This is a genomic window from Halorubrum sp. CBA1229, assembly GCF_003721435.2.
Classification (GTDB): Archaea; Halobacteriota; Halobacteria; order Halobacteriales; family Haloferacaceae; genus Halorubrum.
Genome location: NZ_CP054585.1, coordinates 1318190 through 1332952, shown reverse-complemented (window position 1 = coordinate 1332952; position 14763 = coordinate 1318190). Strand labels below are relative to the sequence as shown.

Here is a 14763-nt window from a genome sequence, read left to right as displayed (position 1 = left end):
CCTAATGACGAAAGGTCCTTGCCGCGCGCTCCCGACTCTCGGCCGTGAACACGCTGTTCGTCAGACACGGGACGACCGAGTGGAACGAGCTCGGCCGGATACAGGGGTGGGCGCCCGTCGGCCTCTCCGAGAGCGGGCGCGCGGAGGCCGACCGGGTCGCCGACGCGCTCGCGGAGCGCCACGCTATCGACGCGGTCGTCGCCTCCGACCTCGCGCGGACCGTCGAGACCGCCGAGCCGATCGCCGCGGCGGCCGGGGTCGAGCTCGAGACCGACCCGCGGCTCCGCGAGCGCGACTTCGGCGTCTTTCAGGGGCTCGCCTCGGGCGACTTCTTCGAGCGCTTCCCCGCGTTCGACCTGCTGGAGAACGGGCGGGACGCGGCCGAACGCGCGCCCGAGAGCGGCGAGAGCTGGCTCGCCGTCCGCGAGCGCGTCCTCGACGCAGCCGCCGACTTCCGCGCCCGCGACGAGACGGTCGTCGCCGTCACGCACGTGAACCCGATCCGGCTCGTCGCCGGCGAGCGCCGAGACCTCTCGGTCGTGCGGTCGCTCACGGAGCTGTCGGCCGACAACTGCTCGGTCACCGCGGTCGACGACCGGGGCGCGCTCGTCCGCGAGAACGACCCGTCGTATAAATAGCGGCGGGGGACGGGATCCGGGTTGCGGGGAGACGGGACTCGGTTCGTGAGAGAGCGGATCCGCCTCAGTAGTCGGGCGCCTCGTCCTCGACCTCGCGCTTCAGCGAGTCGCGCCGGGACTTCGCGTCGCGGCCCGTCGCCTCCAGCAGGAATTCGTTTTTCGCGTCGACCGCGTCGGCGGCGGCGTCGGCGTTCCCCTCGGCGATGACGTCCTCGGCCGGTCGCTCCTCGAAGTGGACCGCGAGCTTGTCCTTCTTGCTGCCGTACTCCGCGGCGCCCGCCACGATCCGCTCGAAGACCGGGTTGTCGGGGTCCTCGACGACGTACAGCTCGTGGCCCTGCCACTCCTCCGTGCCGGAGACCTCGCCGAAGTACTCCTCGATGGAGCCCTTCAGGTCGGGCATGCGGTCGTCCAGATGCTCGCCGCGGCGCATCTTGTACTCCTTCATGCCGCGACCGTTCGACAGGGGGGCGTAAACCAGTTTCGTCACGGGGTCTTCAGGCCGTTCCGAGACCCCTCCGGCACCGATCAGATCGGGCGTTCGGTGACGTAGCCGCGCTTGCACTCGGGACAGATGTCGCCCGCCCGCATGGAGTTGCCGTCGGCCTCGCGGGTCATCCCGCACTCGGGACAGTGGTACTCCGTCGCCGCCTCCGAGGTCGACGTCTGGAGGTCGGGGCTCTCGGCGCGGGTGATCCCCGTCCCCGTGTCGGCCGGTTCCGCCTCCGTGTCCCGCGGCTCGACCGTTCCGTCGACCTCGTCGGCGTCCCGCTCCGGCGCCTCGACGTACTCGGCGTCCCCGTCTTCCGCGGCCCCGTCTTCCGCGGCCGGACCGGCCGATTCGGGAGTGAGGCCGCCGCCGAACTCGACGTCGCCCGCGCCGCCCTCGCCGACCTCCGCGCTGAACCCCTCGTCGTCCCCGCGCTGGTCGGGCCACGGCGTCGTCTCCGCCCCGGCGTCGTCCGCCTCGTCGACCTCCGGCCACGCCCCGCGCTCGCGGTCGGCCGCCGGCTCGTCCTCCTCGTCGAGGATCACGCCGTCGTCCGTCTCGGCGTCCCGCTCGTCGTCCGCCGGCGACTCCGCGGACTCGGCCTCGGGGTACTCCGCGTACTCCTCGCCGCCCCCGAGCGAGCCCGCCTCGTCGTCCGGTCCCGATTCGAGGAGCTCCGCGCCGTCGTCGTCGCCGTCGGCGGTCTCGTCGGCCGTCGCGTCCGCCGCGGCGCCGTCGCCCTCGGCGTCGACCGCGGGTCCGTCGCCCGCGCTCGCGGCCTCGACCCCGTCTTCGGACCGGCCGTCGCCCGGCGCGGTCGGGTCGTCGTCGATGATCACGGCGTCGTCGACGTCGCCGTCGGTGGTCGCGTCTACTGTCGAGTCGGTACGGGCCGGCTCGGCGTCCGCCGACGCGTCGACCGGCGAGCCGACGCCCGGTTCGCCCTCGCCTGCCGCGGCGCGGTCGCCGCCGACGTTCGGCCCAGTCGCGGTCGGGTCGGGGCCCGACGCCTCGGCGCCTTCGGCGCCCGCGGCGGCCTCGTCGGCCAGTTGCTCCATCGTCGTGACCTCGGTGTTCTCGCTCACGACCTGCGTCTCGCCACAGCGAGCGCAGGTCTTCACCTCGGTGACGGTCGTGACGACCTCGTCCCCGTCCTCCTCGCGCTCGCGTCGCAGTTCGGGCTCGCCGAAGTCGTGCCCGAGCAGACACCTGAGTCCCATTATGTCCGTCCTGCGGTGCCGAAGGTAAAAAACGCCCCGTCCGCCGTCAGACGCCCGGCGCACGTCCGTCTCCGCGCGCGTCCGTCTCAACGCGGGATCGACCCCGGGTCCGACTCCCGGGCGCCGCGGACACAGACTCTTTGTGGATCGCCGCTGTATCGTTCACCGACATGCCTACCGTATCCTATCAGGGCGAGGAGATCGAGTGCGAGAAGGGCGACGTGTTGCGCGACGTGTTGGCCGAGGCCGGCCTCTCCGTGTACAACGGCAAGATGAAACAGCTCAACTGCCGGGGCGCGGGGTCGTGCGGCTCCTGTGCGGTCCAGGTCGAGGGCGAGGTGAGCGAGCCGGGAAAAAAGGAGAAGGCCCGCCTCTGGTTCCCGCCGCACCACCCGAGCCACGACGTCCGCCTCGCGTGTCAGACGAAGGTCGAGGGCGACGTCGAGGTGACGAAGGGCCGGGGGCTCTTCGGCCAACACATCTGACTCGGCCGTCGCCGGCCGCTCTCGGCTCATAAATCGAGGACGCCCAGCGTCACTGTTCGTCGCTCCACGTCGTCACTGCGTTCGCAATCGCTCTTCATCATCGACCGCCGCCGCTCGTCGTCACCGGCCGGACCGACCGGCGGCGGCGACGCTCGGTGTCGTAATACAAACCCGCGCCGGACGAACGTCCGGAGCGGGCAGAAGTCTCGTTGTCGCGTGTCAGAGTCGCGTTCGGCGTCAGCCGGACCGACCCACCTTATCGGATCGGCTTACTGCCGAACGACGTTGGACGCGCGCGGCCCCTTGGGCGAGGACTCGATATCGAACTCGAGCTCCTGGCCCTCTTCGAGGTCCGGCCCTTCGACGTCTTCCATGTGGAAGAACACGTCGTCGTCAGCGTCGTCAGTCTCAATAAATCCGTAGCCGCCAGTGTCGTTGAAGAAATCAACCTTTCCGGTCGCCATTGCATCCTAACGGACGCCCCGTCAGGTGATAAGGATTGCGAGTGTACAGTTACCACGGGTGTAGGCGAACGTTCGTATTTCTTTCTAGGCGGTTCCTGCGACGATCGCTGACCGTACACGCGGATTCGACGCGTCCCACCGACCGATCCGTCGGTTCCTCGGTCGGTCTCCGTCAGCGGAGCGACATTTATAAGCGCCCGCCGCGATCGCCTCGACGTGTTCCGGTCGCTCAGGGAGAACGGCCCGGCGCTGCTCGTCCCCGCCGCCTGGACCGTCGCCGCCGCGACGGTGATCGGCGTCGTCTCGACGCGCGCCCTGTTCGTCGCACACGTCGTCATGAGCGCCCTGCTCGTCGCGTTCGTCGTCGCCTCGTGGCGCGACATGGCGGACGGCGTGCTCCGGGCGTGGAAGCTCGTGATCGTAACGGGCACGCCCGTGACGCTCGCGGGCGTCGCCGGCTTCCTCCTTCGCGGCGGCGACGCCGGCCTCCCGGCCGACGCCCTCCTGGCGCTCTCGCTGTTCGGCTGGGCGCTCCTCCCAGCCGCCGGGTTCGCGTACACCGCGCGCCGGGTCGAGGCGGGCGCCCGGATCTACGCCGTCGGCGTCGCGTGCTGCGTCGCCGGCGCGGTCGCCGTCGCGGTCGCGCCGTCGGCGACGTGGACCGTGCTCGGGCTCGCGGTCGTCGGCGTCGGTCAGACCGCCGGCATCCTCGACGCCACGCTGCGGTACTGACTCGCGGTCGTCGGCGTCGACCTTGTCCCGTGCGATCACCCCACAATTCCTAAGGTTCCGGCCCGTAGGTCTCGCGTGATCGACCTCGGGACGGTCTACCTCGCCGTTACGGGGGCGCTGCTGCTCGTCGCGTTAGGGGCCGGACTCCACGTGCTTCGCGGGATCGTCCGGGAGGGGCTCGACCTCCGTCGACGCCGCCGGACCGGAGAGGTGGAGAAGTACACCGAGGAGTACGGGCCGGGACCGCCAGACGACTCGGACGACCCGACCGCGACGTGTCCCCGGTGCGGGGCGGCCAACGAGCCGGGTTTCGACTACTGTCGGCGCTGCGCGGCGCCGCTCGGTCCCGGAAGTTAGCTCGCCGCTTCCGTCTCTGCACCGCCCGTCTCGACGTCGCCGTCGCCCCCGGGCTCGGGGAGCGCGTGCCACCACGCCCACAGCACCAGCACGGCCTGCAACGGGAGCCGCGCCCACGCCGCCGCGCGGGCGACCCCCGCGAGTCGGTCGGGGACGAACTCGGCCGCCGCGTCGTCTGTCGCCATGTAGACGTTCGCCGGGAAGACGGCGACCAGCAGTGCCACGATGCCCCACGCCGACGCGCGTCGCGTCCGATCGAACTGCACACCGACCCCGAGGGCGATCTCCGCGACGCCGGACAGATAGACGAGCGTCCGCGGCCGCGGGAACTCGGGCGGGACTGCCTCGGCGAACGAATCCGGCGCGAGAAAGTGCGCCACGCCCGCGAGGACGTAGTTCGCACCCATCACGCGGCGGAGGAGCCGCTTTCGCCTGGCGAGCGGGCCGGCGTCATCGGCGTCGTCGGCGGCGATCGCCGTGTCGTCGCTCATCTGCGTCGGTAGCGTCGGCCGGGTAATGAGCGTTCTCCCGGATCCGAACGGCGGCGTGGAGGTGAGACTCGCCTCCGCTTGCCGTGGCCACGGGACCCGGGGCGGAACATTCATGTGGTGTGGTACCACATTTAAGCCGGTGAACGGAACGTGGCCTCCGAACAGCCGAGCCGCGTCTGGGACCGGCGGACGGTTCTCCGGCGTTCGCTCGCGATCGTCTCGACGGCGGTGATTTCCGGATGCCTCGACGGACCGGACACCGACGAGACGGCGCCGAACGGCGATCGAGACACTAACGAGAACGATTCGACCGACGGCCAGACCACCGACGGGACCACCTCGGACGGCGACCGGGATACCGACGACCCGGCGGCCTACGAGCGGGCGATCCACGACCGCGTGAACGCGATCCGCAGCGAGAACGACCGTGAGCCGTACGAGTACCACGAGGAAATCGCCGCCGTCGCTCGCGCGCACAGCGTCGACATGGTCGAACAGGGGTATTTCGGCCACGAATCACCGGGCGGCGAGGACTCCTCGGACCGGTTGGAGGAGTTCTTCCCGGGCCACTGTATGGGAGTCGCGGAGAACATCGTCCACGTCGCCGGCGGCCCCGACACGGACCCGGACGTGGTCGCCGAACGCGCGCTCTCGCTGTGGCTGGACTCGGCGGGGCACCGACAGAACATCCTCTCCGAGGCGTTCGACGAGGAAGGCGTCGGCGTCGCGTTCGCCGACAAGCGCGTCGTGATCACGCAGAACTTCTGTGCGACCGCCGACTGACCTCGGCCCGACCCGGTCCGGGCCCCCTGCGGCCCCGCTCGTGGCTCTCGGCGTCGCTTTCTCGACGGTTCGCTCCGCTCGCGGACGCAGAATACGCCGCCTCTCCGATTTGTCCTCGCCGCACGTCGCCGAAGACCGTTATGGACTTCCTACCGGAGCCGGGCATAGCGGTTTCACGATCCACCGAAGCACGGCCGAACGAATCCGGCTGTCGGATCATACCTATGTTATCACGAGACGTATAAGTAGATGACTACTGTCCCTTGACGCTCTCGGAGCGATCCAATTCGACGGTGACACGCGTCTTCGAGTGATCTCCGCGCCGAGTTTGCAGCCGAGTTACACAGTAGATCGGCATCTAATGACAACAAATAGAAACAACGAATCGGGCCGGACCGTTCCCATCTCGCGGCGCAGCATCCTCCGCACGACGGGCGCAGCCGGCGCGCTGGCGCTCGGAGGAACCAGCCTCCCGTTCGTCACCGGCGTCGCCGCCGCCGACGAGCACCTCATCGAGACCTGCGGCGGCGAGGTCGACGTCGTCGTCGCGCTCGACTATTCGGGCTCGATACGGAACGCCGGCACTTGGGGAGACATCCAGAGCGGCGTGGACAGCTTCCTCGGCGTCGTCCCGGCCGACGTCCAGCTCGGGCTCGTCACGTTCGGTGACGCGCCCGCCGCGTTCGAGTACGGTCCGGGAAACCTCCTGGATTTCGCGACCGCGAGCAACGTCTCGGCGGTTCAGGCCGGCGTGCCGGCGAGCACCCCGCCCGGGGAGAACGCGACGCACATGCCCGGCGCGCTGGACTACTCCAACGCGATCCTCGAGCAGGAGGGCCGCGGCGGGAGAGAGATCGTCGTCCTGATCACGGACGGCGGGCCGAACTACGAGAACGGCGTGGTCGGCGACGGCGCCTCGCCGCCCGCCGACGATACGACGTTCCCCTACGGCACGTTCGAGTACACCGGGGGAACGACCGGCGGTGAGAACGGTATCGCCGGCGAACCCGGTGAACTGACCGAGACCACCGCCACAGCGACCGCGATCAAGAACGCCGGTCGCCGCGTCATCGCCGTCGGCGTCGGCGAGAACGTCGCCGGCTTCGACGACTATCTCCGGGACGATATCGCCAGCGCCACCGACGACTTCGTCGCGGTCCAGGACGCGTCGAACCTGGGCGCGGAGCTGGAAGCGCTCATCAGCGAGGTCTGCGAGGAGTGCGTCGACTGCTCCGTCGACGGCCAGCTCGCGAAGTACGAGTTCGCCTGCGTCGAGACCGATCCCGACACCGGCGAGTGCCTCGCGTACGACTTCGTCCCGGAGGGGGACGCCGACGACAACGTCGCGTACACCCCCGGTTCCTTCGAGAGCAAGGAGGGCGAGGCGTTCGAGCCGATGACCGCCACCTTCGACACGGAGTACTGCGACCTCTACGCGCTGGTCAAGAGCGGCCGGGAGCTGGACGTGCAGTCCATCGAGGAGACCGACGGGAGCGTCACGGTCGAAACCGCGAACGGCGGAAAGTTCGCGATCAGCTTCGTGGCGTTCTACTGCACCGAAGAGGCGGCGGTCGAGGCGATGGAGGCCTTCCCGTCCCGCGGCAGGCGCTAGCCGATAGCGTCGTCTCGTGACCGTCACCCGACGTGACGGTTCTTGGTTTTTCGGTGACGGAGTGTTACGAATGCCGATCGCGCCGAAAAGGAATGCCGCCTCCCCGATTTGAACTCGCCGAGACGCTCGGGGTCGCGACTTGTCTGCTCAAATTGACCCGGCGTCGTTTCTTCACCCGCTCGCTGTCGCTCGCGGGTTCAGAATATGCCGCCTCCCCGATTTGAACGGGGGACAGCTCGATCTTCAGTCGAGTGCTCTCCCAGTCTGAGCTAAGGCGGCTCGCACTCGGACCAACGCCGATTCGAGACAAAAGGATTTCGAAAGGCGGCAGGCGGGTCGGATCGATCGAGCTTCGAATCCGTTCCGCTCTTTGCTTCGAATCCGGCTCACAGCCGCGGTGCTCTCGGTGTCGCTCGCGCCGCGAAAGTGGGACCGCCCGGATTCGAACCGGGGTCACGGGCACCCAAGGCCCGGAGTATACCACTAACCCACGGTCCCGCGTCCATACGTACCCGCATCGGCCGGTAAAGCGTTTCGTTGCGCGGGCGGGCCGCGTTCGGTCGCAAGCTGTTCCGCGGCGACCGGCCGCCTCACTCCTCGTCGTCGCGCAGTTCCAGATCGGCGACGATCTGGTACGGGTCCGTCCCCTTCCGGACCGCGTCGAGGATGAAGAACGCCTCGTCGGGCGCGAGGAAGTGCCTCGTGACGCCGCGGCCGAGCGGCGTGGGGTCGAAGCCGTCGATGAACTCCCACTCCAGCAGCTTCCCGACTGCGTGTTTCGTCGGCACCTCGCCGATCATCCGGTCGTTGAGTCGCTTGGCCTTCTTGCCGGCGACGACGACGTTCGCCAGCGTCTCCTCGACGGCGGCCGCCTCGTCGTAGTGGGTCGCCACGTCCTCCATCTCGCCTTTTAAAAGCGTGAACGCGACCTCGTCCTCGGTGCGGTCCATGGAGTTGTGATAGACGCCGTCGGGCTCGACGAGGAGGTAGACGCGCCCGCGGTCGTGGTAGTCGGGACGCCCGGCGCGGCCGAGCATCTGGGAGAACTCCTGGACGGAGAGCCACTCGATCCCCATCGCCAGCGAGTCGAAGATCACCTGCGAGGCGGGGAAGTCGACGCCCGCCGCGAGCGCCGCGGTGGTGACGACCGCGGAGAGGTCCTGGTTGCCGAACTGGCGTTCGACCTTCTTCCGGCGCTTGTAGTCGAGCCCGGCGTGGTACGGCGCGGAGTCGTATCGGAGCTTCCGGCTGATTTCGTGGCAGCGCCGCCGGGAGTTCGTGAAGACGATCGTCTGTCCGCGGTACCCCTTCGAGGACTTCGTGTCGAACTCCCGTTTCACGAGCTTGTCGGCGATGTCGGCCTTCTCCCGGCTGTCCGCGAAGGTGACGTGGCGCTCGATGGGGACGGGTCGCTCCTCGTACTCGATGAGCGTCGCCCGGAGCTTCTCGGCGAGCCACTCCGGGTTCCCGACCGTCGCGGAGAGGTAGACGAACTGCGTGCCGCCGTACCCCGGGTGCGTCTCCATCCGCTCCTCGCTGTAGTACTTCAGCCGAGAAATGAGGCCGTCGAGCCGGTGGCCCCGCTCGCCCTCCTTCAGCGTGTGGACCTCGTCGATGACGACGGTGCCGACGTCGCCGAGGTCCTTCCCGGTCCGGAGCGCGTGGTCGATCCCCTCGTACGTGCCGACGATCACGTCGGCGTTCGGGTCGAAGCGGTTGCCGTCGTCGTTCACCCGCGAGGAACCGACGCGGATCGAGACGTTCAGCCGGTCGCCGTAGCGGTCCTTGAAGTCCTCGTGCTTCTGGTTGGCGAGCGCGACGAGCGGCACTAAAAAGAGGAGCTTTCCCTCCCCTTTCAGCGCGCGGTCGATCCCGGTCAGCTCGCCGACGAGCGTCTTCCCCGTCGCGGTCGCGCTCACGACGAGCTGGTCGTCGCCGTCTAGGAGGCCGTTCCGCACCGAGAGGCTCTGAACCGGGAGCAGTTCCTCGAAGCGGCCCTGCAGATGCGCGGACAGGTCCGGGTGAAGGTCGAGATCCTCGGTGCGCACGGGGCTCACGTCGTCGACGTTGGCGGAGACCTCGTCGTACTTGGTGAGGTCGGGGTCGAGCCCGCCCTGCAGGAGGTTGACGATCCGGTCCAAGTCGCCGGACTCGTACAGCAGCTCCTCTAACCGCTCCTCGGCGGCGCCCGTGAACTCGCCTTTATAAGAGAGCTCCCGCTCAAGCTCTCGCCGAGCGCAGTCGCGGCAGATCAGCTCGCCGTTGTGCTCGACCGCGCTCTCGCTCGTGATCGGCCCGTAGCGGCCGTCGTTCGCGCAGCGCCGGCAGGTCCGGACGGCCATCGCCTCCAGCTGGTAGCCGTCGAGCATCGCCTCCAGCTGCTTCCGGTTCTCCGGCGTGGTCTGTTCGGAGATGCGGATCCGGTCGGCCGCGCGGGCGAGGTCGACGAACTCGTCGGGCTGGCGGGGGTGGTCCTCGCCGTCGCGGATCACGCGGAACTTCCCCGGGCGCGGGCCCGCGGAGGTCTCCTTGAGCTCGAGCCGCCCGCGGAGCACCCGGTTCCCGTCCCGGTTCGCGACGACGGTGTAGTCGCTCCGCGCCTCGTGGAGGAACAGCGTCTCGACCTCGGCCAACTGCTGTGACACTGCCGATCGGTACGCGAGGAAGGTATTTCAGGAGTTCGGCTCGCCGTGCAGCGGGTTCGCGGTGTCACGGGGACGGCGTCCGGCCGCGCGGCTCGCGGCCGTGAGAACCGCGCCTCGAAAAGGGTCGGAGCGTCTACGAGACGAGGAGCTTCTCGCCGCGGTCGACCGTGATCCGGCACGGCGGCGAGAGCTTGTTGTACGCGCGGCGGAACGCCTCCTTCACGGCGGACGCCTGCTCGACGTCGCAGTACGCGGTGAAGACGATGTCGTCCTTGTTGAGCCGCGCGGCCGTCCCGACCGGCTTGCCGAACGCCTGCCGCATCCCGTCGGAGACGCGGTCTGCCCCGGCGCCGGTCGCCTGCTTGTTCTCCCGGATGACCTGGTGGGGGAACTTGCGGAGGGTCATCTTGTAGTTGCCCTCGCCGAGCTCCTTGATCAGGTGGCGGTTCGCCGAGAGGCGCGCGCTCTCCAGCGAGCCGTGGCGGATCTGGAGCTCCTCCTCGACGCGGAGGCTGATCTGGACGGGGTAGTCGTCGGGCTCCGCGGAGAGGTCGCCCATGTTGTGCTGGGCGATCTTCGAGCCGGGAATTCCGGTGATGTACTCGCGGCGGGTGTACGACGGCTTGTCGATCGTCCGATACATAGAGGCGGGTTTGTCAGACATGGCTACTTGCCCGATGTAGCCCGCGCTGCGGCGATAAACCCTTCGATACCACGGCGTCGGCGGGTCGTCTCCCGGACGTTGGTGGCTCACTTCTCGGCCGTCGCCGAGCCGCTTCTTCGGCGGCGTTGAGCCGCTTCCCGGGCGCCAGTGGGTTACCTCTCGGGCGTCGGTTCGAGCGCGACGTGGTCGAACCCCCGGTCCGACAGCCGCTCGGCGGCCCGATCCGTGACCGAGGGGGCGACGAGGACGCCCCGGACGCGGGGGCCGTCGGTGTCGTCGCCCTCGGCGTCGCCGTCGCCCTCGCGACCGTCCGCCTCCGCCCCCAACTCCTCGCGGAACGCTCGCACGTACCGCGCGAGCTGCCCGACCGCGTCCGGCCCGACGCGCCGGCGCTTCAGCTCGACGACGACCGGGGTGCCGTCGGCGTCGACGCCGAACACGTCCATCGGGCCGGCGCTCGACGGGCGCTCGGTCTCCCGCGGCTCGAATCCCGGCTCGACGAGCTCCGGGCGTTCCAGAATCCGGGTCCGGAGGTCCTCCTCGCTGCCGTGGAGCGTGAGGTCGCGCCCGCCGGTGACCGCCATCGCGGAGAGCTGGTGGACCCGGTCGAAGCGGACGGTGAGCGTCTCGTCGGGGTTGCTTCTGGTCGAGCGCACCCGGAGCCGCCCCTCCCGGACCGCGGCGCGGTGCTCCGACCCCGGCGGCTGCCAGTTGACCGGTTGGCGCCCCTCGTCGGTGTGGACGAGAGCGGCCCCGTCAGGCTTCAACACGAGCAGCCGGTCGCCGAGGCCGAGGTCCGAGGCGGCGCGACCCTCGTAGCTGACCGTGCAGCGCCCGAAGACGCTTATCAGGTCGCCGCGCTCGAAGGCGTCCTCTAACTCCCAGAGGGCCTCGCGGTGGCTCGGGTCGTGGACGCTCGTGACTGTCACTGATACGTGTAGGGGGTTGTTGCCCAAAAAGGGCGCGAGGAAGAGGTCGATGTATGTGGTCGGGTATCCATCGCTATTGTTGACGGTGGTAGGCTGTACGAAATCGGCCTCTCTGTCGATCGTTTATAAATTGTTGCTGCCAACGATTCGGTGAACTCCGCCAAAGCCCCAGTCGGCGAGGCGGGCGCACGCTCGCTGCGGTCCTCAGTCGGTCGCTATCGCTCCCTCCTTGCGGTCCTTGCGTCCCCTGCGCCCGCCTCGCCGACTGCCCCTTTGAGTCCTCCCCCGACCGCACGGCACCGCAGCCTCACGCCTCCCCAGCCTCGTCGGCCGCCCTCCGCTTCGCTCCGGGCACCCGACTCCCTCGCACGCGCTGCTCGCGGTCGCGGGGGCGACCGCTCGCAGGCGCGCGCCATCGCACCATCTGATTATAAACGCCGCCGCGTTACGTCCCGTGCTCCCAGCTCCCCATGTACTCGCGCTGCTCGTCGGTGAGGTCGTCGTGGTCGACGCCCTCGGCGGCCAGCTTGATCTCGGCGACCTCGCGGTCGAGCTCGTCGGGGACGTCGTGAACGCCCGGCCCGTAGTCGTCGCCGCGCTCCGCGAGCTCGCGGACGACGACGGCCTGGACGCCGAAGCTCTGGTCCATCACCTCGACCGGGTGTCCAAGCGAGATGGGCGCGGCGAGGTTGACGAGCCGGCCCTCGGCGAGCACGTTCAGGACGCGGCCGTCGTCCATCTCGAACCCCTCGACGCCGTCGCGGACCTCGTAGCGGTCCACGGCGAGGTCGTCTAACTCCTCCAGGTTCACCTCGACGTCGAAGTGGCCGGCGTTGGCGAGGAGGACGCCGTCCTGCATCCGCTCGAAGTGTTCGCGAGTGATCACGTCGCGGTTGCCCGTCGTCGTGATGAACACGTCGCCCTTCTCCGCGGCCTCGGCCATCGGGAGCACCTCGTACCCCTCCATGTGGGCCTCGAGGGCCTTGCGCGGGTCGACCTCGCAGACGATGACGTTCGCGTTCTGGCCCGAGGCCTTCTTGGCGACGCCCTTCCCGCACTGGCCGTAGCCGCCGACGACGACGTTCTTGCCGGCCCACGAGAGGTTCGTCGTCATCGCGATGGTCGCGAGCGACGACTCGCCCGTGCCGTGGACGTTGTCGAACAGCTGTTTCATCGGCGTGTCGTTCACGGCGAAGACGGGATAGTTGAGTTCGCCGTCGGCGTCCATCGCGCGCAGGCGGTGGACGCCCGTGGTCGTCTCCTCGGCGCCGCCGACGATGGAGTCGATCAGCTCGGGGTACTCCTCGTGGACGAGCTTCACCATGTCCATCCCGTCGTCGACGGTGATGGTGGGGTCGTGGGCGATGCAGGCGTGCATCGCGTCGTAGTACTCGTCGTCGTCGACGCCCCGGACCGCGTAGGAGGTGATCGACTCGTGGGTGTCGAGCGCGGCCGACACGTCGTCGTGGGTCGACAGCGGGTTACACCCGGTGATCGCCACCTCGGCGCCCCCCTCGGCCAACAGTTCGACGAGGTTCGCCGTCTTCGCCTCGACGTGCATCGCCATCGCGATCGTCTCGCCGGCGAGCGGCTGCTCGTCGACGAACTCCTCGCGGAGCGCGTTCAAGATTGGCATGTGCTGGAGCGCCCAGTCCATCTTCCGGCGCCCCTCCTCCCGGGCCATCTCGAGGTCCGAGAGGTGCTGTGACACCGGCGAATACGCGGTTTCGCTCATACCAGTCGGTTCGCTCACGGCGCACTAAACCCTGCCGACACCGGATTACGCTCAGAAAAAGCGGTTCAGTCGTCGACCGCCGCTCGCGTCACCGAACCGACCGGCGGACCGCGTCGTCAGTTACCGCCGGGGCCGCCCGCGTGGTCCGGCGGGCCGCGCTCGCCGTCGTCTTCGTCATCTTCGTCCTCCTCGTCATCTTCGTCCTCCTCGTCATCTTCTTCGGCGTCATCTTCTTCCGCGTCCTCATCGTCCGCGTCATCCTCTTCTGCGTCGTCCTCTTCCGCGTCGTCCTCTTCTGCGTCGTCCTCTTCCGCGTCCTCATCATCCGCGTCGTCGTCGCCGTCAGGACCGGCGTGGTCCGGCGGGCCGCGCTCGCCGTCGTCGCCGTTAGGACCGGCGTGGTCGGGCGCGTTGCCGGGGGCGTCGCTCTCGTTCTCTGCGTCAGCGTCCTCGTCGTCCGCGTCGTCCGCGTCGTCCGGGCCGCCGGGGCCGCCCGCATGGTCCGGCGCGTTACCCGGGTTGTTCTCCGTCACGAAGTCCGAGACGGCGGCGCCGATGCCGCCCTCGCGGTCCTCGAGGCTCTCGATGAACTCCCGGACCTGCAGGCCGAACGGCTGCTCCTCGTCGGCCTCCTCACCGGTCGTCAGGTCGACCGTCGTCGAGACGGTCTCGTTCTCGTACTCGGCGGTGATCTCGACGGTGACGTCTTCCTCAGCGGCGGGGAGGTCGACGGTGCCGTTCTCGTCGGTCTCGTAGTCGCCCGTGCCGGCGTACGAGGCGTTCTCGTCCGCGTCGTCGGCGAGCGCGACGACGACCGAGGCGTTCTCGACCGCGGTGTCGTTGTCGGTGACCGTGACGACGGGCTCGCCGTCGGTGTTCTCAACGTCGAGTTCGAGGCCGTCCGGCGCCTCGAGATCGACCGTCTCGGTGACGCTCTCGTTCTCGTACTCGGCGGTGACGTTCACCGTCACGTCCTCCTCGGCGGCGGGGAGGTCGACGGTGCCGTTCGCGTCGGTCTCGTAGTCGCCCGTTCCGGCGTACGAGGCGTTCTCGTCGGCGGTCGTGACGTTCACGGAGGCGTTCTCGACCGCGGTGTCGTTGTCGGTGACCGTGACGACGGGCTCGCCATCGGTGTTCTCAACGCCGAGCTCGAGGCCGTCGGGCGCCTCGAGATCGACCGTCGTGGAGGCGGTGTCGTTCCCGGAGGCGACGGTCACCTCGACCGTCACGTCCTCCTCGGGGGCGGGGAGATCGACGGTGCCGTTCGCGTCCGTCTCGTACTCGCCCGCTCCCGCGTACGATTCGTTCTCCGCGTCGACGACGCTCACGACCACGGTGGCGTTCTCGACGGCGGTGCCGTTCTCGTCGGTCACATTAACGGTCGGTTCCGCGTCGTCCGTCTCGACGCTCACGTTGAGGTGACCGTCGGCGGCCGCGACGCCGGCCATCGCGCCGAGCGCGACGACCGCGACCAGCAGAACTGCTGTCGTGCGTCCTTTCATGTCCACTCGAGTCCAG

Annotated in this window: 15 protein-coding genes and 2 tRNA genes; 6 read left to right on the top strand and 11 right to left on the bottom strand. The window is 69.1% G+C overall.

Going from position 1 to position 14763, the window contains the following annotated elements:
- Positions 1-44 precede the first annotated feature (44 nt).
- Entirely contained in the window at positions 45-638 is a 594-nt protein-coding gene (locus tag Hrr1229_RS06675; RefSeq protein WP_123113620.1) for a histidine phosphatase family protein, read from the top strand.
- A gap of 64 nt (positions 639-702) precedes the next feature.
- Here the strand turns inward: Hrr1229_RS06675 and Hrr1229_RS06670 are convergent, their stop codons facing one another.
- Positions 703-1086: a DUF5611 family protein gene (locus Hrr1229_RS06670; protein WP_123113621.1), complete on the bottom strand. Its 384-nt coding sequence runs from the start codon at positions 1084-1086 to the stop codon at positions 703-705.
- Between the two features lie 80 nt (positions 1087-1166).
- On the bottom strand, positions 1167-2348 hold the full coding sequence (locus tag Hrr1229_RS06665; RefSeq protein WP_123113622.1) for a hypothetical protein: 1182 nt from the start codon (positions 2346-2348) through the stop codon (positions 1167-1169).
- 170 nt (positions 2349-2518) lie between these two features.
- Between Hrr1229_RS06665 and Hrr1229_RS06660 the strand changes: the two genes are divergently transcribed.
- The gene (locus Hrr1229_RS06660; protein ID WP_123113623.1) at positions 2519-2833 is read left to right on the top strand and encodes a 2Fe-2S iron-sulfur cluster-binding protein; all 315 of its coding nucleotides are present in this window, start codon (positions 2519-2521) and stop codon (positions 2831-2833) included.
- A 269-nt stretch (positions 2834-3102) separates the two neighbouring features.
- Here Hrr1229_RS06660 and Hrr1229_RS06655 read toward each other — a convergent pair whose 3' ends face one another.
- A complete protein-coding gene (locus tag Hrr1229_RS06655) occupies positions 3103-3297 on the bottom strand; it encodes a cold-shock protein (protein ID WP_004048101.1) in 195 nt (64 codons plus the stop codon).
- Between the two features lie 216 nt (positions 3298-3513).
- Between Hrr1229_RS06655 and Hrr1229_RS06650 the strand changes: the two genes are divergently transcribed.
- Positions 3514-4029, top strand: a complete 516-nt coding sequence (locus Hrr1229_RS06650) for a hypothetical protein (RefSeq protein WP_123113624.1) — start codon at positions 3514-3516, stop codon at positions 4027-4029.
- 75 nt (positions 4030-4104) lie between these two features.
- Positions 4105-4386 carry a zinc ribbon domain-containing protein gene (locus Hrr1229_RS06645; protein ID WP_123113625.1) on the top strand — a complete coding sequence of 94 codons (282 nt, stop codon included), beginning with the start codon at positions 4105-4107 and terminating at the stop codon, positions 4384-4386.
- Here the strand turns inward: Hrr1229_RS06645 and Hrr1229_RS06640 are convergent.
- On the bottom strand, positions 4383-4877 hold the full coding sequence (locus tag Hrr1229_RS06640) for a MauE/DoxX family redox-associated membrane protein (protein WP_123113626.1): 495 nt from the start codon (positions 4875-4877) through the stop codon (positions 4383-4385). The two genes, Hrr1229_RS06645 and Hrr1229_RS06640, sit on opposite strands and share 4 nt — an antisense overlap.
- A 150-nt stretch (positions 4878-5027) precedes the next feature.
- On the opposite strand from Hrr1229_RS06640, the gene Hrr1229_RS06635 reads away from it, so the two are divergent.
- Both Hrr1229_RS06635 and Hrr1229_RS06630 read left to right on the top strand, forming a co-directional pair.
- Positions 5028-5660 carry a CAP domain-containing protein gene (locus Hrr1229_RS06635; RefSeq protein WP_123113627.1) on the top strand — a complete coding sequence of 211 codons (633 nt, stop codon included), beginning with the start codon at positions 5028-5030 and terminating at the stop codon, positions 5658-5660.
- A 361-nt stretch (positions 5661-6021) separates the two neighbouring features.
- Complete coding sequence (locus tag Hrr1229_RS06630; protein WP_123113628.1) at positions 6022-7272, top strand: vWA domain-containing protein; 1251 nt, start codon at positions 6022-6024, stop codon at positions 7270-7272.
- 205 nt (positions 7273-7477) lie between these two features.
- Here the strand turns inward: Hrr1229_RS06630 and Hrr1229_RS06625 are convergent.
- From Hrr1229_RS06625 to Hrr1229_RS06595, 7 genes are all read right to left on the bottom strand, one after another.
- A tRNA-Phe gene (locus tag Hrr1229_RS06625) sits at positions 7478-7551 on the bottom strand.
- A gap of 148 nt (positions 7552-7699) precedes the next feature.
- Positions 7700-7770, bottom strand: a tRNA-Pro gene (locus Hrr1229_RS06620).
- A gap of 92 nt (positions 7771-7862) precedes the next feature.
- Positions 7863-9917, bottom strand: a complete 2055-nt coding sequence (locus Hrr1229_RS06615) for a DEAD/DEAH box helicase (RefSeq protein ID WP_123113629.1) — start codon at positions 9915-9917, stop codon at positions 7863-7865.
- A gap of 133 nt (positions 9918-10050) precedes the next feature.
- Complete coding sequence (locus Hrr1229_RS06610) at positions 10051-10581, bottom strand: 50S ribosomal protein L16 (protein ID WP_123113630.1); 531 nt, start codon at positions 10579-10581, stop codon at positions 10051-10053.
- Between the two features lie 152 nt (positions 10582-10733).
- Entirely contained in the window at positions 10734-11510 is a 777-nt protein-coding gene (nucS, locus tag Hrr1229_RS06605) for an endonuclease NucS (RefSeq protein ID WP_123113631.1), read from the bottom strand.
- Between the two features lie 445 nt (positions 11511-11955).
- The gene (locus tag Hrr1229_RS06600; RefSeq protein ID WP_123113632.1) at positions 11956-13245 is read right to left on the bottom strand and encodes an adenosylhomocysteinase; all 1290 of its coding nucleotides are present in this window, start codon (positions 13243-13245) and stop codon (positions 11956-11958) included.
- A gap of 116 nt (positions 13246-13361) precedes the next feature.
- A complete protein-coding gene (locus Hrr1229_RS06595) occupies positions 13362-14747 on the bottom strand; it encodes a DNA primase (RefSeq protein ID WP_123114898.1) in 1386 nt (461 codons plus the stop codon).
- Positions 14748-14763 lie beyond the last annotated feature (16 nt).